This is a genomic window from Micromonospora sp. NPDC085948 (assembly GCF_040686315.1).
In the GTDB taxonomy this organism is placed as follows: Bacteria; Actinomycetota; Actinomycetes; order Mycobacteriales; family Micromonosporaceae; genus Micromonospora.
The window spans coordinates 797877-820239 of sequence record NZ_JBFBJW010000001.1 but is presented as its reverse complement, the minus strand read 5'-3'; the positions used below and the strand labels follow the sequence as shown (position 1 = coordinate 820239).

Below are 22363 nucleotides of genomic sequence, written 5' to 3'. Positions count from 1 at the left end.
AGTCAGTACAGTTCCAACTGCTCATGTTCGCCGGCGGCAAGTGGCAAATCGGGCAGTGTGACGCGTGCACCGTGCCTGACCGGTCTGGTTGGGCGGTGCGCCGTGACCGCCTCCAGCACCGCTGGCGACTTGCTGCGTGGGTGGCACCACCGACGCATCCACCATGCGGAGATGGTGTCCACGTCCGCGGTGCTCTTACGACGGCGGAACTTGTAGCTCGGCTCCGCGTCGCTACCGAGTAGGTAGGGCAAGAGGTTGTCCACCAAGCTGATGCCGTAGATGATGCGTTGACGCCCATGCTGCAGCAGGGTATCCGACGGCCACTGCAGGAGGTCGAAGCCGTGACGGACCTTGCGGAACTTCGGGTTCACCCCTTCGCCAAAGATGCTATTGACCCGCGCACCGCGTGCGGTCTGCTCCGCAAGACGCACCAACGCTCGCACCGATTCCGCCGATAGGTGCGACGTGCCGAACGACTTCGACCGGCCGAGCTGGCGGAACTCGATAGGCGAGAGCCCGCCGAGGACCTCGGGCGGGATCCGGATCCGGTTGTACTGGCTGGCGCCCGAGCCGTAGAGCGAGGTCGTTCCGACGAAAACAAGGTTTGACCGCCGACGGATCGGTCGACCGGCCATTGATGACGCGATCTCGCTGGCATAGGTCGAATAGCGCCGGTGGTAGGCCTTGACGACCGTTGGGCTGACCGCCAGCATGCTGACGAGCTTGCCCCCCAGCAGCGCGTTATAGGGAGCGACAGCGCCGCATACGGTGAGATCGGCAATCTCGGTTCCTACTGCGTCGGCTTTCGCCCTACGCAGTACGGACATGATCGCCCGCCGGGCCTTCGGGCTGTCGAGCGCGTCGGACAGCCCGGTGCGGCTTGCCTTTGGGTATAGGTAGGGCGCGAGCGCTTGTCGAGCGCTGAGAAGATCGGCCAGTGCCAGGCAACGCTTGCTGCGGAAGAGGTCGGATTCGGCACGTCGACGCCAGCTTTTGACATCGTCGGCGTCGTGAACCTTTTTGAAGTCCGTCGCCTTGACGAACCGGTGATGATCTCGGCGGCGAGTTTCCGCCTCCTTCAGCAATCGCTCGATTGCATCCGTGGTGGGATTTTCCCACAGCGTGGGCCAGTACAAGCCGTCTTTAACCAAGTCATCGACATGCAGTTCTTCCAACGTTGTTTGCAGTCGGGCGGTAATCCACCGAGCCATCCGCAGAGTCGGGGCGGCGCGCAGGTTTTCAAGGAACACTGCCGGTTGCCAACCGATCCAGTCATCGCGTTCCGCTAGTTGTACGACCGCGCTGCCAAGTGCGGCGATTCCAATTACCGGGTGGAATGGGGCTGCACGGTCCCGAATTAGAATCATCATGGTGCGCCCGGGAGTGCTCGTGTACTGATTAGACCAGGTGTGACGAAAGTACCGCCAAATGTCCATGAGCCTGAAACCAGTCTGCATGCAGCGCTCACTACTGGACACTACCTGTACGTATGGGTCGATCACTCCACGCAACCGAGCCAGATCCGCGTCTCCGTCGATCTCGAGAGCCTGAAGAGCCGTCGAAAGTTCCTTGCCATCTCTCATAAGGCTGAAGATCGATACGAACTTACCCTCGAACTCCCGCGGCTTCTCCATGGCAGCGATGAAACGACGCACCGACGGGATGGACAGCTGCTCATCTCGTTTGATGAGTTCCTGTCGCCGTACTCGACTCTTCTCCTCGACCGGATCGGCGACTCCAAGCGGCGGAGCGATGGCCACCTCGTGGTCATCGACCCGCACGTTCCAGCCTTGACCAACAAGATCAATCAGAACGTGGGTGGCGGCTGTGAGCGCGGCGTTGTCCTTCGCGAGGCAACGTTCCCGCGCGGCCTGGCGTGCCGAAGCGTCATCGGTTGTCAGCGCACGACCAAGCGCCACAAACGCCCGCCGCTCAGCGGGTTGACACTCTGGCGGGCAGGGGAGCGAGTACCACATCTCGATCATGCTAGGCATTCATGAAGGTGGCGAGGACGTCGGCCCACATCTGGCGCAGCGTCTGTGCATGCCCCCGCTCGGCGCCTCGCCGCAGCGTTGCCTCAGCGCGGGCGGAGGCCAGAAGTGTGAGAGCAACTTGACGAGCAAGGTCGTGGTCTCTGCCCAGCTCACTCATCGCGAGCGGACCATACAGATCGCGATACCAGGGATGCTTCGTGTTGAGTAACACGATGATCTGCCGATCTCGCACGACGACCTCAAATGCGCCCATCGTGGGCAGCTCCGCGGCTGCAATCTGGTACGGCGCGTCGTGCCGGTGCAGGCCATCCACCAAGTCCTTGAGTTCGTCAGGGATGGGCCGGCGCCCGCGCGGCAAGGACGGCAGTGAGGCCTCAGCACGCGCCGCCTGCCGTTCCGCCGCGCTCAGCGGCTCTGCGGCCTTGACGAGCATGAATCGGTTTCGGGCGCGACCGTTTAGCGCACGAGCGATCGTCTCCAGATCCGGTGAGATAATTTCCAACAGTTCTGGTCGCGGTGAGATTGCCTGCTTGGCGTGGGTGATCCCAAAAAGTTCGTCAAGGACCGGGTCGAACCTGATCTCGCACCGCCACCAGTCATCGTAGTTCTCGCGACGTTTACCGCCCATGAAGAACCACCCGCGATCGATTTCGCGGCCCGCGCGGACGATAGAGACCGGCGGGCCAGCCGTAACGCCCATCGTCCGCTTCTCCTCCGTCGACAACCCGTGCCAGCGATCGATCGGAAGTTCACTGAAAGTAACCGATATGGTGCCGGTCGTGGAACCTGCCGGGATCTCGTAGAGGAGATCATCGCCAAACTGTCTACCGCCGGTGATCTTCGACCCAGGTTGCAGACACAGAGGATCGTTTGCTACCACAGGTTGCCCGTTCACCTGGAGGCTGACGCCGTCGGCAAGGAAGTGTCGGTAGATTCGCCCTAGATCGTCCTTGAGCCTCCGGACGAGCGCAGTAGAACGTTTGTATTCCACCCTGTCGCAGCGCGTCAGCCGCACTACTGTACCGGAGCCGGTGTTGGGCACAAACGCCGGCCGGTCGATGTGCTCGACAGGAGGCAGCGCAGCATCACCAGCGTGCACCAGTTCGTCGATGTCTAGCCTCGACCAGAGGACGCCGACACCAGGTCGCCAGGTGTAGACCTCAACGCGCCGGCTTCGGCTGAGCGCACCGTTCGGCAACCCCATGCCGTAGCGCCCCAGCGACCTCCGGTCGTTGAACCGGCTCGTTCCGCCGAAGGTCAGCGCCTCCGCGAGTGTCTGAGCGTCCATGCCCACGCCGTCGTCGACGACCATGATCTCAATTTGCCGGTCGGGGCTACGCGCGGTAGCAACCTCAACCGCGACCTCCCGCGCTCCAGCCTGCAGGGAGTTATCGATCAGCTCCGCGATCGCCAGTCCGGTCGTCTTGTACCCAGTATCGCGGGTTGCGAAGAGGAAGTTGGCGGGGTTCACGAGCCGAGGCCGAACGACTGGACCGCTGTCGACCTGCGTCGCCATCAGTAACGCCACCTCCTGCCGGCCCATTCGCCGGGTGCGTGATCGTACATTGCCACGTTGAAATGCGATAGATATGTTTTAGACGCGCGTCTTGGCGATAGACTACCTCGGTGTCCGGAGCAGGTACATGACCACGCGGCGACGAATCAGCGCCGATACGCCACTGCCTGAATGCCCCGAGAAGCGCGTCGGCCTTTCGTTGCCAGCTCCGATCAGCGATCGACTTGACGATCTCGTAACGCTCGCTGAGGAGACGGGCGAACGAACAAATCGCAAAGAGCTTGTCGCCTCGCTGATCCTCGCTGCGCCCCCGGTAGGTGAGGACGTGGCGCTTCTGCTGCACGCCTACCGGCGGGCCAAGGCCCGGGCTGCACGGCTCAGTGGTAGTAGCGACGAACCAACTGTCCCGATCCGTTCCCACCGCCCCGGGCCCCGCCCGCGCCGCCGGCTCTGACTGAGCCCTCGGGCGCCCGGTCTGGAACCGGTGCCGATAACCGGCCGTGGCGAGCCGACCGGATCGAGGGACATCGTCCTGCTCGCAAAGATCCCAAGCAGGCTTTGGCTCATGCCCAATGAATTTGGCCTGCCAGCTTGCGAGGTGCGCTGCCAAAACACACCGCGATTCTCCGTCGTCGTCCGAATCAACCCGGCTGGACCGCGAGCTGCGTACGGGGCCGCCGGCTCGTCCTCCTGGTAAGGGCATCAGCCGGGCGCTGGGCACATCGAGTCGGGATGTCTGGTCGGCCTGGGCTCACCATCGTCATTAAGCGGTGAGTAGAAGTGCGGCGAGGGCGCCGGCCACGAGGTATGGCCCGAAGGGCATGCTGCCCTCACCCCGGCGGCCTACCAGGCGGATCAGCGCGGCGGGCGCGGCGAGCAGGTACGGCAGGACCGCGCCGACGAGCACTGCGTCCCAGCCGAGTGTGCCGAGGGCGGCCCCGAGAAGTGCGGCGAGTCGAACGTCGCCGAGTCCCATGCCGCTGCCGGCGATGAGGGCAAGCAGCAGGTACCCGCCGCCGAGCGTTGCGCCGGCCGCCGCAGCGATGACGAGCCGCCGCCCGTCAGCGGTCATCGCCGCCTCGGCAGCGAGGATGGCGAAGACCGCAGCTGCCGCGACGGCGATGACGGGAGTGGGCAGGCGGCGCACGGCGATGTCGACGGCCGCGAGCAGTGCCCCGCTGTAGAGAACGACCAGCCACACCGCCAAGGTCGCAAGGCTGCGCGGCTCTGCAGACCGCAGGCGCATTTCGATGCCGACCGAGGCGACCGCGAGGGTGGTGCTGCCGAGCAGCCACCCGGGCACGCGCATCCACCGCCAGCTTGCAAGCCGGTCCCGGCCGCCCCAGAGGGTGGCCTCTGTCGATACCGTGATGTTGTTGCCACATCGGCTGGCTGGCACCGATAGCAGCCGCGCGGCCCGTGGTAGAGCCGCGCCGGCCAGCGCACCGGTGAGCCCGACACCGGCGAGTAAGACGGCCACGTCGAGGTGACTCACCACCACCGAGCCCTCGCGCCCTCGACGCTACTCAGGGGCGGGTGCGGTTGTTGCCCGAGGCCTGGCTGGTCTCATCGCCGTAGGTATCGAGCCATTGCCCCAGGTCGGCCATGAATGACATGAGCACCGGCAGTAGTTCCTCACCGGCTTCGGTTAGGGCGTAGCGGCTGCCCTCAGTGCTTGCGACGTGCCCGACGAGGCCGTGCTCCTGCAGCCGCCGCAGAGCCTCGTTCAGTGATTTCGAGCTGGGCGCAGGGCTGATGGTGTGCAGCAGATCGGTGAAGCGCATGGGCTGCCCCTGCTGCAGCGCGGTCAGGATCTCCAGGGACCACCGGTGTCCGCACAGCCGGACAGCGTCGTAGACGCGTTGAAAGGAATGCACCGCCTTCCCTCCCCGTCAAGGTCGGCTACCCCGAAGAGTGTAAGGGCAGCACTGCGCAGCGTGAATAGTAAAATTCACGACCTCCGAGGGATGAGGTGCTGGCTAATCGACAGACGTGCGTCCTGAAGAGTGGCGCTCGCCCAGCTTGTCGCACGCCTGCACCAACGCCGCGAGGGTATCCGCAAGGGCCCGACCTGGCCGTGAGAGCAGGTAGACGGACGCGGCATCTGTTACGTCCCAGCTTCCGGCTCCCGAGGCGCGCCGCACCAGTCCAGCAGCCGCCAACCAGCGCAGGTCGCCTGCAAGTTCAGCATCGTCTCGGCAATTTCTAAGCTTCGCCAGCTCGTCCAGGCTGGAGTCGCCGTGGTCGCGCAGCGTGACGAGGGCTGCGACCGCGCTCGCTCGCCGGCCCAGTTCGCGGGCTAGGTCGCGGGGGCAACGAGCCTCGGCACTGCGACTCATATCGGGACTCCCTCGAACTGTTCAGAGGGATTCTAGAGGCATCGATGCCTGCGGGCATAGTGTCGCTAACCCGACACCCGATCGCCGTTTTGTTCTGATTCCAGTGTATTGGCGCTTACCGAAGGGTGCTCACGGAGTCGTAATCACCTGACGGTAAGTACGTTGCGGTAACTGCGGGGTCCGGGTGTAGAGGTGGATTCAGACCGCGCTCCCTGGAACTTCCACGCATCGCTGCAGGAACGCCAGCGCCTGCTGTGGCTGGGCGCACCTGAGGAGGAAAAGTGACTTTCCGTGATCGGCGGAGGCGTCGGGTCAGGCACCGACCATGCCGGCCCCGCAATCCGCTATCCACTGTGGCTGTTCTCGCCGCACTGGTCGCTATTGCGGCTGCGGGCGGCTGCACGGGTGCCGAGCCTGCCGAAGACAGCCGAACTCCGCTGCCATCTGTTCCCGCGCCGACCCAGGACGCCCGCGGCAGAGCCGAGGAAGCGGCGCTGGACGCCTACCGAGGCATGTGGCAGGCCTACGCGAAGGCCGGCCTAACGGCCAATCCGGACGAGCCTTCCCTGCCTGTGCACACCACCGGGGAAGCGTTGACGAACCTGAAGAACGGCCTGGCGAAGCTCCGCCGGGACGGCGAGGTCATAAAGGGCGAGTACCAGTCGGATCCGCAGGTCACGGAAGCCTCGCCCGCTGCCACGCCGTCGAGCATCTCGGTGCAGGACTGCCTGAACACGGCGCGATTCCTCACCTACAAGACGGCGACTGGAGCATTGGCCGATGACGTCCCGGGCGGGAACCGTGCCGTGAGGGCGACCGTGACCCGCGACGACGGCGGCTGGAAGGTGTCCAGCTTCGGTGTACAGGCGGTCGGCTCATGCTGAGGCTTGCTCTGCGCGCTGGGATCGCGCTCTTGATTGTTGGCGTCGCCGTCGGCGCCTTCTCCTCGGCTTGGGCCGACGACGGGCTGGGAAACGTGGACTGCAGCCAGACCCCGAACGCGGCCGAGTGTGACATCACCGTCGGCACTCCGGGCGGACCGGGCGGTTCGAATGGCGGCAACGAGGGCGGCGGCGGTTCCGATGACGGCTCGGGTGGCGGCGGTGGCGATGGCTGCTACTGGGCGCCGGTCGAGGTGAGTCTCCCGCCGCCGCCGGGCAAGGGCCCTGAGGGCGGTTGGTATTCGCGGACCTGCGTGGGCAACGGGCTGGGTTCGCAGGAGGTGCCGGTGTGGCTGGACCAGGCGCCGACGGTGAACCTGGTGGCGTTGGCGCAGGCAGCGCGGTCTCGGCTGCGCCTGCCTTCGCCGCAGATCCGCACGAATCCCGGCACTGCGCCGTTTGTGCTGGTGCAGGTGCCGGTGTGGTTGTGGGTGGACCCGGCGACGTGGGGTGCCCGGTCGGCGACCGCGTCGGTGCCTGGGGTGTCGGTGACTGCGACCGCGACGCCGACTCGGGTGGTGTGGTCCTTCGGTGACGGTAGCGGCGACCTGACGTGCACTGGTCCGGGCAAGCCGTGGAAGCCGGGCACGGACCCGCGGGCGGCCTCGGCGTGCGGGCACACCTACACCTCCTCGTCCGCTGTCGCGGCGGGGGCGGCGTTCCGGCTGCGGGCGACGGTGACGTGGTCGGTCACCTGGTCTGGTGCCGGTAGTGGGGGCACTCTCGCTCCGCTCACGACGACCTCAACGGTGTCCGTGCGGGTGGCGGAGTCCCAGGCGATCGTCGGAGGTGTCCGGTGAGCGTCACGACGGACCGTCCCCGGCCGGGGAGCATCGCCGCTGCGGATCTGCCGCCGGTGTCCACCGGTATGCGGCGGGTGGGGCGGCGCAGCGGGCGGCGTGTGGTCGCCGGGGTGCTGCTGGTTCTGGCGACGGTGGTGACGTTTTGGCAGGTGGATCTGCGCCGGCACGCCGACGAGCAGTTCCTCGCCGTCGCGCGGGACGTGCCGGCGGGTCAGGTCATCGCCGACGCCGATGTGCGGGTGGTGCGGGTGGCGAACCCGTCCGGCCTGGACCTCGTTCCGGCCGAGCGGCGCGGCGGGGTCGTCGGGCGTTCGGCGGCGGTGCCGCTGGCGGCAGGGAGCCTGCTGGTGTCGGCGCAGGTCGGGCCGGCGGCGTGGCCGGCGGCGGGGCAGGCGGTGATCGCGGTGCCGGTCAAGCCGGGCCGGGCCCCGACGAGCCTGACCGCCGGGTCGCGGGTGGTGGTGCTGGTCGCCCCGCCTGCGGGGGGCGGGCAGCAGGCGCCTCAGCAGAACAACGGTGTGCGCCGGGCGGTGGCCACGGTCGTGTCCGTGGCGGCGGGCGCCGATCAGGTGGGCACGCAGTTGGTGACGGTGCTGCTAGCCGCGGATGCGGCGGAGGCGGTCGCGGCGGCTCCGGGGGACGTGTCGCTGGTGCAGCTCGGCCCGTCCCAGTGAGACGTGAGGAGGTGCGGGAGATGTTGGTGGTGGTGGCGTCGGTGTCCGGCGCGCCGGGCGCGTCGACGGCCGCGTTGGGGATGGCGGCGTTGTGGCCGGACCGCCCGGCGTTGCTGGTGGAGGCGGATCCCGGTGGTGGGGTGGTCGCGGCGCGGTTCGGGCTGGCGCAGGAGCCAGGGCTGGCGTCCCTGGCCGCGGCGGCCCGGCACGGTGGGCACGCCAGCGGGGCGGCGCCGTACGTGCAGCAGGTGCCGCTGGGTTTGCACGTCCTCGTCGGGCCGGGTGCGGCCGAGACTGCCGCGGGGGCGGTGTCGGTCCTCGTCGGCCAGGCCGAGGCGGTCGCGCGGTTGGCGCCGGTAGTGGTCGCCGACGTGGGGCGCCTCTACGTCAACAGTCCGGCGTGGGGTCTGCTGGGCTCCGCTGACGCGGTCGTGCTGGTCACCTCGGGGTCGACGGAGTACCTGGATCACCTGGACACCCGGCTGCCGGCGCTGCGTGCCGTGGCGCGGCCGGGTGGTGTCGGGCTGGCGGTCTGCGGCAGGTCCGCCTTCACCCCGGCGGAGATCAGTGGGCGCCTCGGTGTCCCGGTGTGGGCGCAGCTGCCCGCCGACCGGTGGGGCGCGGGCGTCCTCGCCGGGCGGATGACGGGGCGGGCGTGGACACGTACCCGCCTCGCCCAGGCTTTGCGTGCCCTCGCCGCGTCCGTCGCGGCCGGCGGGCAGCCCGCCGGTGCGGCGCTGGAGGTCGTGCGGTGACCGCCCAGACCCTGAACGGCGGCACGACCGCGGCGCCGCCGGAGGTGGTGGCGCGGCTGCGGGCCCGGGTCAGCGACCGCCTGGCCGCGCACGGCGCGCAGCTTCCCGACGGCGAGCGCCACGCGGTGATCGCGGGATACATCGCGGAGGAACTCGTCGTCCACGCCCGCGAGGACATCTCCGCCGGCCGTGTCCCGCTCACTCCGCAGGCCGAGGCGGCCCTGGCGCGGGCGTTGCGGGACAGCTTCACCGGCCTGGGCGGCTTGCAGAGGTTGATCGACGACCCGCGGGTGGAGGACATCTTCGCCAACGGCTGCGACAACGTGTGGATCCGCACCACCGACGGGCAGGTGCAGAGAGTGCCGCCGGTCGCCGCCTCCGACGACGACCTGGTCGACCTGGTGCGGGTCGCGGCGGCGCGCAGCGGGCAGGAGGAGCGCCGCTTCGACCGCGGTTCGCCCGGCCTGTCGCTGCGGCTGCCCGGCGGGCAACGCCTGTTCGCCGTGATGGCGGTAGCGAAACGGCCCTCGCTGTCGATCCGCCGCAACACCCTGCACCGGGTGACCCTGGACGACCTGCTGCACCGCGGGGAGATCACGGTGGGGTTGCGGGAACTCATCCGGGCGCTGGTGCGGGCGCGCAAGAACATCGTGATCTGCGGAGGCGTCGGCGTCGGCAAGACCACCATGCTGCGCGCCGCCGCCGGCGCGATCAGCCCGCACGAGCGGATCGTCACCGTCGAGGACGCCTACGAACTCGGCCTCGACGAGGACACCGACGCGCACCCGAACACCACCGCCTTGCAGCAGCGGGAACCGAACCTCGAGGGTGTCGGCGGCATCGACATGTCCACGATGGTGCGCTGGGGCCTGCGGATGCGTCCGGACCGGGTCATCGTCGGCGAGACCCGCGGCGCCGAGGCCGTACCCATGCTCCTGGCAATGTCGCAGGGCAACGACGGGTCGATGTGTACCCTGCACGCCTCCTCCAGCAAGCAGGCGCTGACCCGGCTGGCCATGTACGTCATGCAGGCGCCGGAGAAGCTGACCTTCGACGCGGCCAACGTGCTCATCGGCCAGGCCGTCGACTTCGTCGTGCACCTGGATGTCGCCACCGACGGCACCCGGGTGGTGTCCTCCATCCGCCAGGTCCTGGAGACCGACGGCACCCAGGTCCCCTCCAACGAGATCTACCGCCCCGGCCCCGACCGGCGCGCCATCCCCGCCGCGCCGATCCGCGCCGACACCCTCGACGAGCTCACCGCCGCCGGCCTCAAACCCGACCTCCTCATCCGGGACCGGTGGTGAGCATGGACCTGCTGCCGATCCTGCTCGGCCTGGGCTGCGCCGCCGGCCTGATCCTCGTCGCCGACGGGCTACGCCGCCGCCCACCCGGCACCCCGACCACCCGGACACGGCAACGGTGGACGTCGGCCGACCGCACCCGGCTCCTCGCGGCCATCGTCGCCGGATTCGCCGCCGCGGCGGCGACCCGTTGGCCGGTCGCGGCCCTGCTGACCGCCGCCGCGGTGTGGGCGCTGCCCCGCGTCCTCGGCCCCGACCGGGAGCACACCCGCGCGATCGCCCGCATCGAGGCGATCGCCACCTGGGCCGAACTGCTGCGCGACACCCTGTCCTCGGCCGCCGGCCTGGAGCAGGCCATCACCGCCACCGCCCCTGTCACCCCCCAGCCCATCCGCCCCCAGGTGCAGGCCCTCGCGGGGGCGGTGCGCGGCGGAGCACGGCTGCCCGACGCGCTGCGCGCGTTCGCCGCCGACCTCGCCGACCCCACCGCCGACCTCGTCGTGCGCGCCCTGACGCAGGCCGCCGGCTACCACGGCGGCCAACTGTCCCAGTGCCTGACCAGCCTGGCCGCCACCGCCCGCGAGCTCGCCGGCATCCGGATGCGGGTAGCCACCAAACGGGCCGCGACCCGCACGGCCGCCCGGGTCATCACCGGCACGTCGGTGGCGATGGTCGCCGGGCTGATCCTGCTCAACCGCGGGTTCCTCGCCCCGTACCGCAGCGTCACCGGGCAGCTCGTGCTCCTTGTCGTCGGAGCGGTGTTCGCCGGCGGGTTCTGGTGGCTGGCCCGCGCCTCCCGCGTCCCGCAACCACCACGGGTGCTCTCGGCCGATCAGCCCGGGCAGGTGGCGTGATGGCCGCCTTCGTGGTGGCGTGCGGCGTCGTCACCGGGCTCGGGCTGGTCATGGCCGGCAGCGGCCTGCATCCCGCCCGGCCCAGCCTCGCTCAGGCCCTCGACGCCCTGCGCCGCACCCCGGCGGCCCCGGAAGCACCAGTGGGGGCCAGGACCCGGTTGCTCGCCGCGCCCCTGCGTGCCCTCGGCCTGCCCCGGCAGCGGATGCGCGCCGACCTCGCCGTACTCGGACGGCCGACCGCCACCCACCTGGCCGACCAGGCCCTCGCGGTCCTCGCCGGCCTGCTGCTGCCCCCGGTCGCGATGGCCGTCCTCGCCTCCGGCGGGGTCAGCTTCGCCGCCGGCATGCCGCTGTGGGCGTCGCTGGCCGGTGCGGCCGGCGGCTGGTGGCTGGCCGAGACCACCGTGCACGCCGAGGCGCAGCGGCGCCGCGACGAGCTGCGCTACGCCCTGTCCGCCGTGCTCGACCTCGTCGTCATCTCCCTCGCCGGCGGCGCCGGACTCGAACAAGCCCTCGACGACGCCTGCGCCGACACCCACGGCTGGGCCGCCGGACGCCTGAACCGTGCCGTGGCCACCGCCCGGCTGCTACGCATCCCGCCCTGGCAGGCCCTCGGCCAACTCGGCGAGGACACCGGCGTCGTCGAACTGCAGGAACTCGCCGCGACGATGAGTCTCGCCGGCACCGAAGGCGCCCGCATCCGCGACTCCCTCACCATCCGCGCCGCCACCCTGCGCGCCCACCAGGCCGCCGCCCTGGAGGCCCGGGCCAACTCCGCCACCGAACGCATGTCTATGCCGGTCATGCTCCTGGCCGCCGCCTACATGCTGTTCCTCCTCTACCCGGCTGTCACCGCCGTCGACAGCTTCTGACCCCGACACACCAGAAGGAGAAACGCCGTGCACCCCAGAAAGCTGATGGCCCTGCTGACCCTGGCACACCTCACCCTCGTCGACCGGGCTCGCCGGCTGCGCGACTCCGGCGACCGGGGCAGCGAGACCACCGAGAAGGTCATGTGGATCGCCCTGCTCGTCACCCTCGTCCTGGCCGTCTACGCCATTTTCCAAGGCAAGATCATCACCAAGATCACCGGAATCAACCTCTAGACATGAACCGCACGCGACGAGGCAGGCGACGCCGGCTCGGTGGTGACCGCGGGTCGGTCACCACCGAGGTGGTCCTCTACGCGCCCCTGCTGTTCCTGCTTGTCCTCGTCGGCGTGCAGTTCGCCCTGTGGGCCCTAGCCCAACTCGGCGTCCAGCACGCCGCGAACCACGCCCTGCAGACCACCAGGGTGTCCGGCGGCACCGCCGCCGCCGGCCGCGCCGACGCCACCGAGGTGCTCCGCCAGGTCGCCGGGCAGGTCGTCGTCGACCCGAGCGTGTCGGTCACCCGCACCGCCGACACCGCCACGGTGGCCGTGGCCGGCCGGGTGCCCGCCGTCGTGCCGTTCCTGCGCCTGCAGGTCAGCACCCAGGCCAGCGCCCCGGTCGAGCGTTTCCGCCCCTCGACCCTGTCGCTGGCCCCCTCCCCGCCTGGAGTGGAAGGAGACTCGACGTGACCCGCGAGCAGCGCCGCAGCCGACATCCACGCCGCCGCGCGCCTCGGCTGCGGGGAGACCGGGGTTCGGTCAGCGTCGAGATGGCGCTGAGCTACGTACCGCTGATGGTCCTGGCCGCCCTCGCGGTGGTGGCGTGCCTGCGCCTGGCCTCGGCCGCCATCGACGTCAACTCCGCTGCCGCCGCCGCGGCCCGCCAGGCGTCCCTCGCCCGCACCCCCGGCGAGGCCCGCGCCGCAGGCGCCGACGGCGCCTCCGCCACCCTCGCCGGGCGGGCCTTCACCTGCCAGCCGTCCACCGTCACCGTCGACCCCGGCGCGTTCGTCCCCGGTGGGCAGATCAGCGCCACCGTGGCGTGCACCGTCCGCCTCGAAGACCTCTACGGCCTCGGCCTGCCCGGCACGATCACCATCCGCGGCACCTCACACCAGCCCCTCGACACCTACCGCGGGACAACGGCGCCATGAACCGGCTGCGTACCCGCCTGCGGCAGGCCCGCCACGACGACCGAGGCCAGATCACCCCGTGGACGATCTTCGGCGTCGTTCTCGTTCTCGTCCTCGCCGGCCTGGTCCTCGACCTGGGACTGGGCATGTCGGACAAGGTGCGGCTGCTCGACGTCGCGCAGGGCGCCGCCCGGGCCGGCGCCCGCGAGATCGACCTCGCCACCTATAGGGCCACCGGCACTGTGCAGCTCCAGCCCACCCAGGCCGCCGCAGCCGCGCGGAGCTTCGCCCAACAGGCCGGTGTCGACGGACAGGTCACCGCCTCCGCCACCCCCACCGCCGTCACCGTCACCATCAACGGCACCCGGCCCACGCAGTTGCTGCACCTCGTCGGGATCAGCGCCCTGCCGGTGTCCGCGACCGCGACCGCCAGTCCCCTGACCGGCGTCACCGCACCGAACTGACCAGAACCGCCACGCCACGACCGGGAGCCCCAGTGTTCGCATTCCTCGCCGCCACCGCCCGCCGGCTGGCCGGACTCGGGATCCTGGTGCTGCTCACCGCCGGCGTGCCGTACGCGCTCATCCGATACGTCGGCTGGCCGCTACCCCGCCAGGCCCCCACCTGGCAGGACATCGCAACGGCCCTCACCTCACCGCTGACCGACGCCATGCTCGGCAACGCCGTCGTGTGCCTGCTCTGGGCGGTGTGGGCGGCGTTCATCTGGTCGCTGATCGCCGAGGTCGCCGAAACCGTCACGGGCATCCGCCTGCCGCAACCCCGAGCCATCGCGCCGGCCCGCGGGCTCGCCGCCATCCTGGTGGCCGCCATCACCGGCGGCGTCCTCGCCACCGCCGCCCAGGCCGCACCGACCCTCACCCAGCCAGCACAAGCGACAACCGCCCACACCAGCGCCACCGCGACGGCCCCGGCAACCACCGTGCCCAGCAGCACCGCGCGGCTGGTGAGCACGGATGGGCACCACACGCAGCCCTGGCAGACAGCCGCGTCGACGTCCGCCCTGGCGGACACGGGGGAACCGGTGCCGACCCGGCTGGTAGCGGGCCACGTGACGCTCGTGTCATCCGGGCAGACCTACACCTGCGAGGTGCGGCGCGGGGACACCCTGTCGAAGATCGCCCAGCAGTGGCTCGGCGACGCCAACCGGTGGCCGGAGATCTTCGCCCTCAACCGGGGCACCCACTTCCGCGACATCGGCGGCACCCTCACCAACCCGAACCTGATCTACCCCGGCTGGACCCTGGAACTGCCCGACGACGCCACACCACCCGCCGGCACACCCCGGACCCCACCACCCGCCGACCCCCCGGCGACAGGCCCCGAACAGCCGACACACGGCACCGCAACGCCCGCGCCGACACCACCGAGCCAAACCAATCCGCAGCCACCCGACGCGTCATCCGCGAGCCCGTCGCCAGGCTCCACCACCCGGGCACCGCACGACGGTGACGACGGCGTAGTCCACGTCCCCTCGCCGTCGGTCTTCACCGCGCCCGCTGACCCGCCGTCGGCCTCCGGAGCCTCGACGACGCCCCGCCCCTCGGTGGACGGGCAGCAGACACCCGGGCCGCGAACGGAGGCGTCACCCGGTGTCTCACTCGGCACCGGCAGCTGGCTCGACGCCGGGCTCGTCGCCGCGATCCTCGCGGCCGTCGCCCTCGTCTGGGCCCACCGCCGCCGCCGCTACATCCGCCGGCCCGTGTCGGCCGACCTGCGATTGGACGACCCCGACGTGGCGCCCATGCCGCCCGCGGTGAACCAGATCCGCCGCCGCCTGCGCCACGCCACCACGACCTCCACCGACCCGGCCAGCCACGAAGGTCCGGACGACGACCTCGGCCTGTTCACCGACCCGGACGACACCGAAGCGAACGACAAGACCGACGACGGCACCTCCGCACCGGACAGCCCTGCTGCCTCCGATCAGGACGCCGACCTGCTCGACGACGACCGTCCAGGGATCGCCGGGCGGTACGACGAGAACGACGCCCTCGACGATGCCGGTCTCGACGACGAGGACGATCCTGAGAAGCCGGCGCCTGCCGCGGACCCGAGCCTGGGCGATGACGCTGCGCTTCGCCCGGTGGTGCCGTCGCTGGCGCACCCGATCGCCGCGGTCTGGCCGCCCGCCGGCCTGGGGCTCACCGGTCCCGGCGCGGAGGCCGCCGCCCGCGGGTTCATGGCCGCCGCCCTGGCCGCCGGAGGCCTCGACGCACCAGAAGACCGCACCTGGCTGGTCATGCCATCAGCGACCGCGGCGACGCTGCTCGGCGCCGGTGCCGTCGCACTGCCCCGCACCCCGCGGCTGACCGTCACCGGTGGCCTGGACGAGGCACTCGACCTGCTCGAGGCGCAGACCCTGCACCGCAGCCGCATCGCCTACGCCCACGAGGTCGACACCGTTGCCGAGGCCCGCGCGGCGGACCCGACCGGGGAGCCGATGCCGCCGGTCCTGCTGCTGGCCGACGCCGACACCCGCCACCAGCGCACCCGCATCGCCGCGCTCCTCGCCCAAGGCCAGCGCCTGGACATCCACGGCGTGCTGCTGGGCGCCTGGCCCGACGGCGACACCATGGTGGTTGCCACGGACGGCGTCACCAGCCGCGCCGACGGCGAGGGCTCCCGCCACGGCGGTCACCCGGCCGACATCGGCCGGCTGGCCGTCCTCACCCCGTCCGAGACCAGCGACCTGCTCGTTACCCTCGCCGAGTCCCACACCGGCCAGCCGCAGGCTCCCGCCCCGGCCGAACCCGTCACCACCGCCCAGGCCACGACCGCCGCACCCGATGCGCAACCTTCTCCCGACACCGAGCCGGCGCCACCCGACGTCCCCTTCTGCGAGGGTGAACACCTGCCGGCATCCGGCCCGGAGCCCGTGCCCGCCGCCCCGACAACAACACCAGACAGCGCCGACAGTCAGACCACCCCGGGCACCCAGGCAGCGGCGACAACTCCGCCCACCGGCGCCCATGCCCGCGGCACGGAGACTCCCCGCGACGGTGCGCCCCCGCCCGCCGTGGAGGAACCGGACACCGACGGCGCGGCCGAGAACAGCCAGGAGACCAGCCACGGGAGGGTGCAGGTCACCGTCCTGGGCACCGCCGCGATCGTCGACGTGCCGCCCGGGCCGACGCTGCGCAAGAAATCCCTCGAAGTGCTCGTCTACCTGGCCGTGCACGACGGCGACGCCTCCGCCGAGGCGATCCTCGACGACCTGCTCCCCGACGCCCCCGCCAACAAGGCACCCGGCCGGCTCTACACCTACGTGTCCGACCTGCGCACCATCATGCGCCGCACCGCAGGACGTGGCACCTACCTCACCCACCCCCACCAGCGGTACGTCCTCAACCGCGACGCCGTCGACGTGGACCTGTGGCGCATGCGCGCCGCGATCCGCGACGCCAACCAGGCCACCGACCCGGCCGAGCGCCTCGCCGCTCTGCGCCGCGCGGTCGACACCTACCGAGGGCACCTGGCCGACGGTGCCGACTACGAATGGATCGAGCCCTACCGCGAAGCCGTCCGGCAGCAGGCACTCGACGCCTACCTCGCCCTCGCCGACGCCCTCGCCGACAGCCCCGCCGAGCAGCTCACCGTCCTCGACGCCGCGATTGGCCACAACCCGTACGCCGAAGAGCTGTACCAGCAAGCGATGCGGGCCCGCGCCGCGCTCGGGCACCTCGACGCGATCCGCAGCCTGCGCCGCGCCCTGATCCGCGCCCTCGGCGAGATCGACGCCGAACCCAGCGACGACACCATTGCCCTGGCCGACGAGTTGGTCGCCCAGGTGCAGCGCCCCGCTCGACGACCCGACCTGCGGCCTGCACCCCGGCCCGGTGACGGAGCCGCCGCATGACCGCCACGCCGCTACCCCGGCACACCTCCGCACGTACCCTGGAGGTGGCAGAGGCCGACCTCCGGCATCTGACCCGTCTGCGGTGGGCCGTGCGGGCGGTGCTCGCACTCGGCGTCGCCGCGTCCATCGCGGCGAACGTCCTACACGCCCGGCCGAACCTCATCAGCCAGGTCATCGCCGCGTGGCCACCCCTGGCGCTGCTGCTGACCGTCGAACTCATCTCCCGCGTACCCGCGAACCGCCGCGGCCTGGCCGCCGCGCGGCTGATCGCCGCCGCCGTCATCGCCGGCATCGCCGCCTGGGTGAGTTACTGGCACATGGTCGGCGTTGCCGCCCGATACGGCGAAACTGGCGCCGCCGCCTCCTACCTCCTGCCCATCTCCGTCGACGGGCTGGTCGTCGTAGCAAGCATTAGCCTGGTCGAGATCGCGGGACGCATCCGCACTCCCGCCCTCAGCTCGGCCGACCGCAGGCAACTCACCACCACAACAACAGAAGCTCCTAACCTGGTGGCCGAACCACCGAGCCTGGAAGCGCCGGCCCTCGCTCCGGAACCGGTCGGCGCCACGCGGCTGGCCCGAGGCTACGACCCGTCGCCACCGCAGCAGCCGCAGGCCGCGAACCGTGGCGACGAGGACGAGCAACTGGCTACAGAGGTCGTCACTCCAGCGCCGACCGGTTCGAGCGGCACGGATGGCGTGGCACCTCAACACCCGCTGGTCGACGCCCTCGACCACGAGGACGCTTACCACTTTCGAAACGGCGATGAAGCCTCGGTGCCCGTAGAGACGACGCCGTTGCGGGAAACGGACCGATCTAACCTCGAGGCGGATCGACCTGGAACCAGCAGGTCTCAAGCCACCGGCTTTTCGGTCTCCCAGCTCGAAAACTCCGACGAGCGGGACCGGGTGAACCAATCGGTCGACGCCGAGCACGCTGTCTCGGACACCATCGAGTACCAGGCACATAGCCCCAACTCGGGCGACAGCAGAACCAGCGCCGACGAGGTGCCGTCTGACACCGCCGGGGCCGTGGCCTACTGGTACCGCCACGACCCCTCCTTACACCCGGCCGACATCGCCACCAGAATCGGTCGATCGGAACGCACCGTCCGCCGGTACTGGCCACCCGTCCCGCGAAGCGCCAACGGACACGACACCAGCCGTGCCACCGAGCAGGTTGGCGCCTCGTGAGCGTCGTGCGGGAGCGCCAGGCACGTGTCGCGTACCGGGCGCACTCAAAAAGGTACTGCTCAAGGCGCGAAGGGGAGTTAGGTCAGGTCGGCTCATCCTCCAGTGAGCCGGCAGTTTGACGCGTGCGGCACCCGGCGGCACCACTTCGGTAATGCCGCATAACGGACTGGCAGGGGCGACGCGAAGCTTCCCAAATCCCGGGAGGTAGGCGGGACTACGCCGCAAGGGTGTGAAGCATGCGTCTATGACGCCGTCAATATAGGCAAACGTCTTCGCGGGCAGACGCTGGCGGCGACAGAGACCAAGGTCAGCTCGGGGACGGGGGCAGGAATGACGCACGGCGCGGGATCTCTGGATGACGTCGCTGGGTGGGCGCTTAGGTATAACGACGCGGCTTCGGAGTGGCGCGGCCTGATCGCGGGCGAGGACGCTGGCGTCGCCGCGTTGGTAGATCGCTGGCGGGACACTTTTGAAGAGGCCCAGCGGGAAGAGCGGCGCCTCGTCGCGGCCGGGCAATGGGTCGGCGGGCCGCCTACGCTCTTGGCGGCTATCGGTCAGGAGTACCGCGAAGCGGCTATGACGGCCGCCTTAGGATGGCTGTTACGGCCGGACGGCCAGCATGGCCTGGGGCGTGCGGTGATCGACGGGCTAGGCGCGGTCGTCGGAGTCGACGTGGCCGGCACCGTCCGAGTCGTGCTAGAGGAGGTGCGTCACGACACCCGTGCCGACCTTGTGGTCTATGGCTCCGGCTGGACGCTGATTGTGGAGGCGAAGACCTTCTCCTCCGAGCGTCCGCGCCAGCTGGATCGGATTCATGAGCTGTGGGGACGAGAGGCCGGACCGAAGTTCGTCTTTCTCACCCGCGGGGAGAGGCAGCCGGTCACAGCTCGTGAGAGCGCGGATCATTGGCACAACCACACCTGGCGACAGGTAGCCGCGTTCATTAGGGCGGCCCTCGTGAAGAAGGACGCTGCCACGATCGCGCCTGGCCTCCATGACTACCTCATGACACTGGAGATCTTCCACGATGCCTGACGAGATTGAGTTTCCCCAGCGGGATCCGGCTGATGCGAAGGCCTGGTTCTACCTGGATCGTCGGGCGGACATCGAGGCGTGGGCAGCTCAGCGAGACGATGCGGCAGCGCTTCTTGGCCGCTATCTGCGAGCGCTCGCCACGCCACTGAGCGAGATGGCAGGCGAGGTTGGCGCCGACGTCGATCTTGAAAGTCTCGGCGACGGGAAATTCCAGGTCATGGGCCTCCGTCGAGCAGGGTGGACCTGGAAGGGCGTCAACGACGTTGCGGTGGTCGTCGAATGGGACCCGAAGACGCTACTGAGGCCTCTAGCGGAAAACGAATGGCCCTTTGCCGCCGTCCGCTACTGCGGCGACCGGGCCGATCGGGAGCGGTTCCGGGCACTGCAGAATGCGCTTACCCCAGTAGCCAGGCGACTCGGGGGACGGTGCACGACACCGTGGCCCTACTGGCGGTTCCAGAAACCCGCAGGCGGGGTCGTGGACCCCGAACTGCTGACCCGTGACCTGCTCGCCAGCTTTCGGTCGCTCTGGGACGAGGCCGCGCAGGTCCTGGACAGACTGCACTGGGCTCAGGCGCCCAGGTAGCCGTCCCACCAGTGCGAGTCGGTCGGCCGATCACATTCGCCGCGCAGATGGACTTCGCCGATCTCGGCGGGCCGCCAGAATTCATTGACAGCACATCGGCAGAGGAGACAGTTCCAACTTGGTGAGTCAATCGGCTCGGCTGGACTGCACCGCCACGAAAAGGGGTCGCCTTCTCACTCATGCTCGGCGACCACCGGGAGTCGCCTGCGCTTCCGGCGAGTGACCAAGTGCCTGTGTGTTGTACTCAGTGGTCGTGACGACGCGGTGCCGATCGATGGAGATGGTGAGTCCGATCGTGCCGGGGATCCGAGCGCCTATGAGGCGCCCGGATCCCGGCGGGCCTCGGTTGGGCTGCCTGGTTACAGCTGAGCGATCAGTGGCTGTGTCCGCGGGTCGAAGTTGTACCGGTTGTCCCAGGGGAACCGGCCCTGTTGGTCGGGCCACACGAGCTGCTGGAGGCGGATCTGGTCGCGGCCGTAGCGGGCGATCGCCATGCCGGGCAGCAGCTCGTCGGTGGGCGGTCCGTCGATGATGATCGCGTCGTAGCCGGCGATGAGGTCGCTGATGCGCTGGCCGTGGGTGAACCGTTCGGCCTTGTCGTAGACCCGGCGGGCAAGGTCGTTGAGCAGGCTGTGGGCGACCTCGGGTGGCAGTCCGGCGGTGATCAGTTCGGGGTAGTCGTGGGCGGTGAGCCCGACGGTGTAGGCGAACGGAGCGGTGGTGTCGGGGTCGTCGTCGGTGGGCAGGACGTGGGTGACGGCCCAGCCGGTGGTGTCGATGATCTGTTCTTGGCGTTGGAGGAAGTCGTCGGTGTTTGGCACGTGCTGTCTCCTGGTCATTCGGGCGTACGGGTGGAGGAGTCCGGGTCGGGTGGCTCGACGTCGACGAAGCCCCAGAGTCGTTCCATGACCTGGAGTTGCCAGGTGCGGTAGCGGTCGGCGAATCCGCGGCAGACCGCGGGCGGGACCGGACTATCGGCGTAGGGCAGTGTCGAGTGGCAGATGATGTATCCCGCTGCACCCCGCGCCTCGGCGACCATTTGCTTGAGTCGGCCGGGGTCGAGGTGCATCGGGTTGCCGGGCTTGAAGATGCAGGTGGAGCACTCGCGGGCGAGCAGGCGAGTCTTGCGCAGTTCCGGGTCGCCGACGCTGAGCCGGGGTGACCGGTCGTTACCCGGTTCGTCGACGGGATCGAACATGTTGTCCATAATCAACTCCTTGGCGTAACGGCGTGGGGCCCGCATCCGTCGATGCGGGCCCCACGAATCCGAGTGAGCGGAAGGCCTCGGCGCCCGGGCGGCGCCGGTGTGGCCTGGTCAGAGCCGGCGCAGCCAGGTCAGCACCGTGTCGATGTCGGCACGGCGCAGCCCGTGAGACGGGTCGACGGGGTGGAGCAGGGTGGGTACGCCGTCGCGGGTGCGCTGGTCGGCGGTGGTGGGGTCCTTGCCGCCGAACTCGTCGTCGAGGACGGCGAGTGCCCGCCGGGTGGCCCAGGGGTAGAGGGCGGAGAGTTTGCTCTGGTGGCCGAAGCGGACCCCGCCCGCGTGGACGGGGACGTGCGGCCAGGTGGTCGGCAGGTCGAGTCGTGGGGCGATCCATTGGGCGGCGAGGTGGTTCCAGCTGGTGCACCACACCGGTTGGGCGTGTTCGGCCAGTTCCCGCAGCCATGGCCCGTGGTCGGGGTGGAGCCAGACGGTGCCGGTGACGTGCTGCCCGTCGGGTCCGGGCCCGTCGTAGCGGTGCGGCTGGTAGCCAAGCGCTGCGGCGTGGGCCGGGTTGGCGGGGTTGAGGACGCCGTCGACGTCGAGGGCCACGATCGGCGGAAGCTCTGGGTGTGCCAGGGGTCGGGTGCTGGTCACGGCTGGGCCTCCTGGAGGGTGACCGGGTGCAGCGGCACGATGAGCCGGTCGGCTGCGCGGCCGGGTCCGCCGTCGGGTTGCCACGTGTCGGCGGCGGCGTGGGTGGGGAACGGGCCGACGGTGGCGAGCCAGCCGTCGGCGCGGTCGAGCAGCACGAGGACGGCGGTGCGGGCATCGTCGAGGGCGGGCCGTAGGGCCGCGGCGAGGGTGGTGGGCAGGTCGACCCAGCAGGTGGCGGGTAGGGCTGATGTGGCGGGGTCGTGCAGCGGCACGGCTTTGGTCACGGCGAGTGTGGTGCTGTCGAGCGCGAGCATGGGCGCGAGGGAGCGGGCTGTTTCGGCGCCGCTGGTAGGGCCGTGTGCGGCGAGTTCGCCGCCGGTGTGAACGGCGAGCAGCGCGTACGGGTCGCGGATCTCCAGGGAGTCCAGGACTGCGAGGGTGATCATGTCCCCGGTTCGCAGGTCGCCCAGGGTGAGCAGGACCGGCCGTCCGTCCGGGTCGCGGGTCCAGGTGATCACGTCGAAGTGTTCGCTGGTGACGTCGCCGAGACGTCGCCAGGCGCGGTTGTCGGTGTCGAAGGGGTGTTCGTTGTCGGTGCCGAATCGCATGGGATGAGCTCCTTGTGATGGG

The 22363-nt window shown here is 70.0% G+C and carries 23 protein-coding genes; 15 read left to right on the top strand and 8 right to left on the bottom strand.

Going from position 1 to position 22363, the window contains the following annotated elements:
- Positions 1-2 precede the first annotated feature (2 nt).
- From AB0O48_RS04030 to AB0O48_RS04015, 4 genes are all read right to left on the bottom strand, one after another.
- A complete protein-coding gene (locus tag AB0O48_RS04030; RefSeq protein WP_365062804.1) occupies positions 3-1985 on the bottom strand; it encodes a Druantia anti-phage system protein DruA in 1983 nt (660 codons plus the stop codon).
- A gap of 1 nt (position 1986) precedes the next feature.
- Entirely contained in the window at positions 1987-3510 is a 1524-nt protein-coding gene (locus tag AB0O48_RS04025; RefSeq protein ID WP_269740072.1) for an ATP-binding protein, read from the bottom strand.
- 763 nt (positions 3511-4273) lie between these two features.
- Positions 4274-4819 (bottom strand): prepilin peptidase, encoded by a 546-nt coding sequence (locus AB0O48_RS04020; protein ID WP_269740071.1) that lies wholly within the window; start codon positions 4817-4819, stop codon positions 4274-4276.
- Between the two features lie 217 nt (positions 4820-5036).
- Positions 5037-5387, bottom strand: a complete 351-nt coding sequence (locus AB0O48_RS04015) for a helix-turn-helix domain-containing protein (protein WP_269740070.1) — start codon at positions 5385-5387, stop codon at positions 5037-5039.
- 815 nt (positions 5388-6202) lie between these two features.
- Here AB0O48_RS04015 and AB0O48_RS04010 point away from each other — a divergent pair.
- The 15 genes from AB0O48_RS04010 (at position 6203) to AB0O48_RS03940 (ending at position 19875) form a co-directional block, all read left to right on the top strand.
- Positions 6203-6733: a hypothetical protein gene (locus AB0O48_RS04010; RefSeq protein WP_357951637.1), complete on the top strand. Its 531-nt coding sequence runs from the start codon at positions 6203-6205 to the stop codon at positions 6731-6733.
- On the top strand, positions 6727-7590 hold the full coding sequence (locus AB0O48_RS04005) for a hypothetical protein (protein ID WP_365062802.1): 864 nt from the start codon (positions 6727-6729) through the stop codon (positions 7588-7590). The genes AB0O48_RS04010 and AB0O48_RS04005 overlap by 7 nt, the downstream gene beginning before the upstream one ends.
- Positions 7587-8267, top strand: a complete 681-nt coding sequence (locus AB0O48_RS04000) for an SAF domain-containing protein (RefSeq protein ID WP_365062800.1) — start codon at positions 7587-7589, stop codon at positions 8265-8267. Before AB0O48_RS04005 ends, AB0O48_RS04000 begins: the two co-directional genes overlap by 4 nt.
- A gap of 20 nt (positions 8268-8287) precedes the next feature.
- Positions 8288-9022, top strand: a complete 735-nt coding sequence (locus AB0O48_RS03995) for a hypothetical protein (RefSeq protein WP_365063268.1) — start codon at positions 8288-8290, stop codon at positions 9020-9022.
- Positions 9019-10329: an ATPase, T2SS/T4P/T4SS family gene (locus AB0O48_RS03990; protein WP_365062798.1), complete on the top strand. Its 1311-nt coding sequence runs from the start codon at positions 9019-9021 to the stop codon at positions 10327-10329. Before AB0O48_RS03995 ends, AB0O48_RS03990 begins: the two co-directional genes overlap by 4 nt.
- A 2-nt stretch (positions 10330-10331) precedes the next feature.
- Complete coding sequence (locus AB0O48_RS03985; protein WP_013289172.1) at positions 10332-11180, top strand: type II secretion system F family protein; 849 nt, start codon at positions 10332-10334, stop codon at positions 11178-11180.
- The gene (locus tag AB0O48_RS03980; RefSeq protein ID WP_365062796.1) at positions 11180-12052 is read left to right on the top strand and encodes a type II secretion system F family protein; all 873 of its coding nucleotides are present in this window, start codon (positions 11180-11182) and stop codon (positions 12050-12052) included. The genes AB0O48_RS03985 and AB0O48_RS03980 overlap by 1 nt, the downstream gene beginning before the upstream one ends.
- A 27-nt stretch (positions 12053-12079) precedes the next feature.
- Positions 12080-12286 carry a hypothetical protein gene (locus AB0O48_RS03975; protein WP_365062794.1) on the top strand — a complete coding sequence of 69 codons (207 nt, stop codon included), beginning with the start codon at positions 12080-12082 and terminating at the stop codon, positions 12284-12286.
- A gap of 2 nt (positions 12287-12288) precedes the next feature.
- On the top strand, positions 12289-12741 hold the full coding sequence (locus AB0O48_RS03970) for a TadE/TadG family type IV pilus assembly protein (RefSeq protein WP_365062792.1): 453 nt from the start codon (positions 12289-12291) through the stop codon (positions 12739-12741).
- Positions 12738-13205, top strand: a complete 468-nt coding sequence (locus AB0O48_RS03965) for a TadE family protein (RefSeq protein ID WP_365062790.1) — start codon at positions 12738-12740, stop codon at positions 13203-13205. The genes AB0O48_RS03970 and AB0O48_RS03965 overlap by 4 nt, the downstream gene beginning before the upstream one ends.
- Positions 13202-13648 carry a pilus assembly protein TadG-related protein gene (locus AB0O48_RS03960; protein WP_365062788.1) on the top strand — a complete coding sequence of 149 codons (447 nt, stop codon included), beginning with the start codon at positions 13202-13204 and terminating at the stop codon, positions 13646-13648. Before AB0O48_RS03965 ends, AB0O48_RS03960 begins: the two co-directional genes overlap by 4 nt.
- 32 nt (positions 13649-13680) lie before the next feature.
- Positions 13681-17061 carry a BTAD domain-containing putative transcriptional regulator gene (locus tag AB0O48_RS03955; RefSeq protein ID WP_365062786.1) on the top strand — a complete coding sequence of 1127 codons (3381 nt, stop codon included), beginning with the start codon at positions 13681-13683 and terminating at the stop codon, positions 17059-17061.
- A 44-nt stretch (positions 17062-17105) separates the two neighbouring features.
- Complete coding sequence (locus AB0O48_RS03950; protein WP_365062784.1) at positions 17106-18254, top strand: DUF2637 domain-containing protein; 1149 nt, start codon at positions 17106-17108, stop codon at positions 18252-18254.
- Positions 18255-18584: 330 nt separating this feature from the next.
- On the top strand, positions 18585-19289 hold the full coding sequence (locus AB0O48_RS03945) for a PD-(D/E)XK nuclease family protein (protein WP_365062782.1): 705 nt from the start codon (positions 18585-18587) through the stop codon (positions 19287-19289).
- Positions 19282-19875 carry a hypothetical protein gene (locus AB0O48_RS03940; RefSeq protein WP_365062780.1) on the top strand — a complete coding sequence of 198 codons (594 nt, stop codon included), beginning with the start codon at positions 19282-19284 and terminating at the stop codon, positions 19873-19875. Before AB0O48_RS03945 ends, AB0O48_RS03940 begins: the two co-directional genes overlap by 8 nt.
- Positions 19876-20234: 359 nt before the next feature.
- Here AB0O48_RS03940 and AB0O48_RS03935 read toward each other — a convergent pair whose 3' ends face one another.
- From AB0O48_RS03935 to AB0O48_RS03920, 4 genes are all read right to left on the bottom strand, one after another.
- On the bottom strand, positions 20235-20696 hold the full coding sequence (locus tag AB0O48_RS03935) for a DUF4262 domain-containing protein (RefSeq protein WP_365062778.1): 462 nt from the start codon (positions 20694-20696) through the stop codon (positions 20235-20237).
- Between the two features lie 14 nt (positions 20697-20710).
- The gene (locus AB0O48_RS03930) at positions 20711-21082 is read right to left on the bottom strand and encodes a hypothetical protein (RefSeq protein WP_365062776.1); all 372 of its coding nucleotides are present in this window, start codon (positions 21080-21082) and stop codon (positions 20711-20713) included.
- 108 nt (positions 21083-21190) lie between these two features.
- Complete coding sequence (locus AB0O48_RS03925; RefSeq protein ID WP_365062774.1) at positions 21191-21733, bottom strand: hypothetical protein; 543 nt, start codon at positions 21731-21733, stop codon at positions 21191-21193.
- Positions 21730-22341, bottom strand: a complete 612-nt coding sequence (locus tag AB0O48_RS03920; RefSeq protein WP_365062772.1) for a hypothetical protein — start codon at positions 22339-22341, stop codon at positions 21730-21732. The genes AB0O48_RS03925 and AB0O48_RS03920 overlap by 4 nt, the downstream gene beginning before the upstream one ends.
- Positions 22342-22363: the final 22 nt, after the last annotated feature.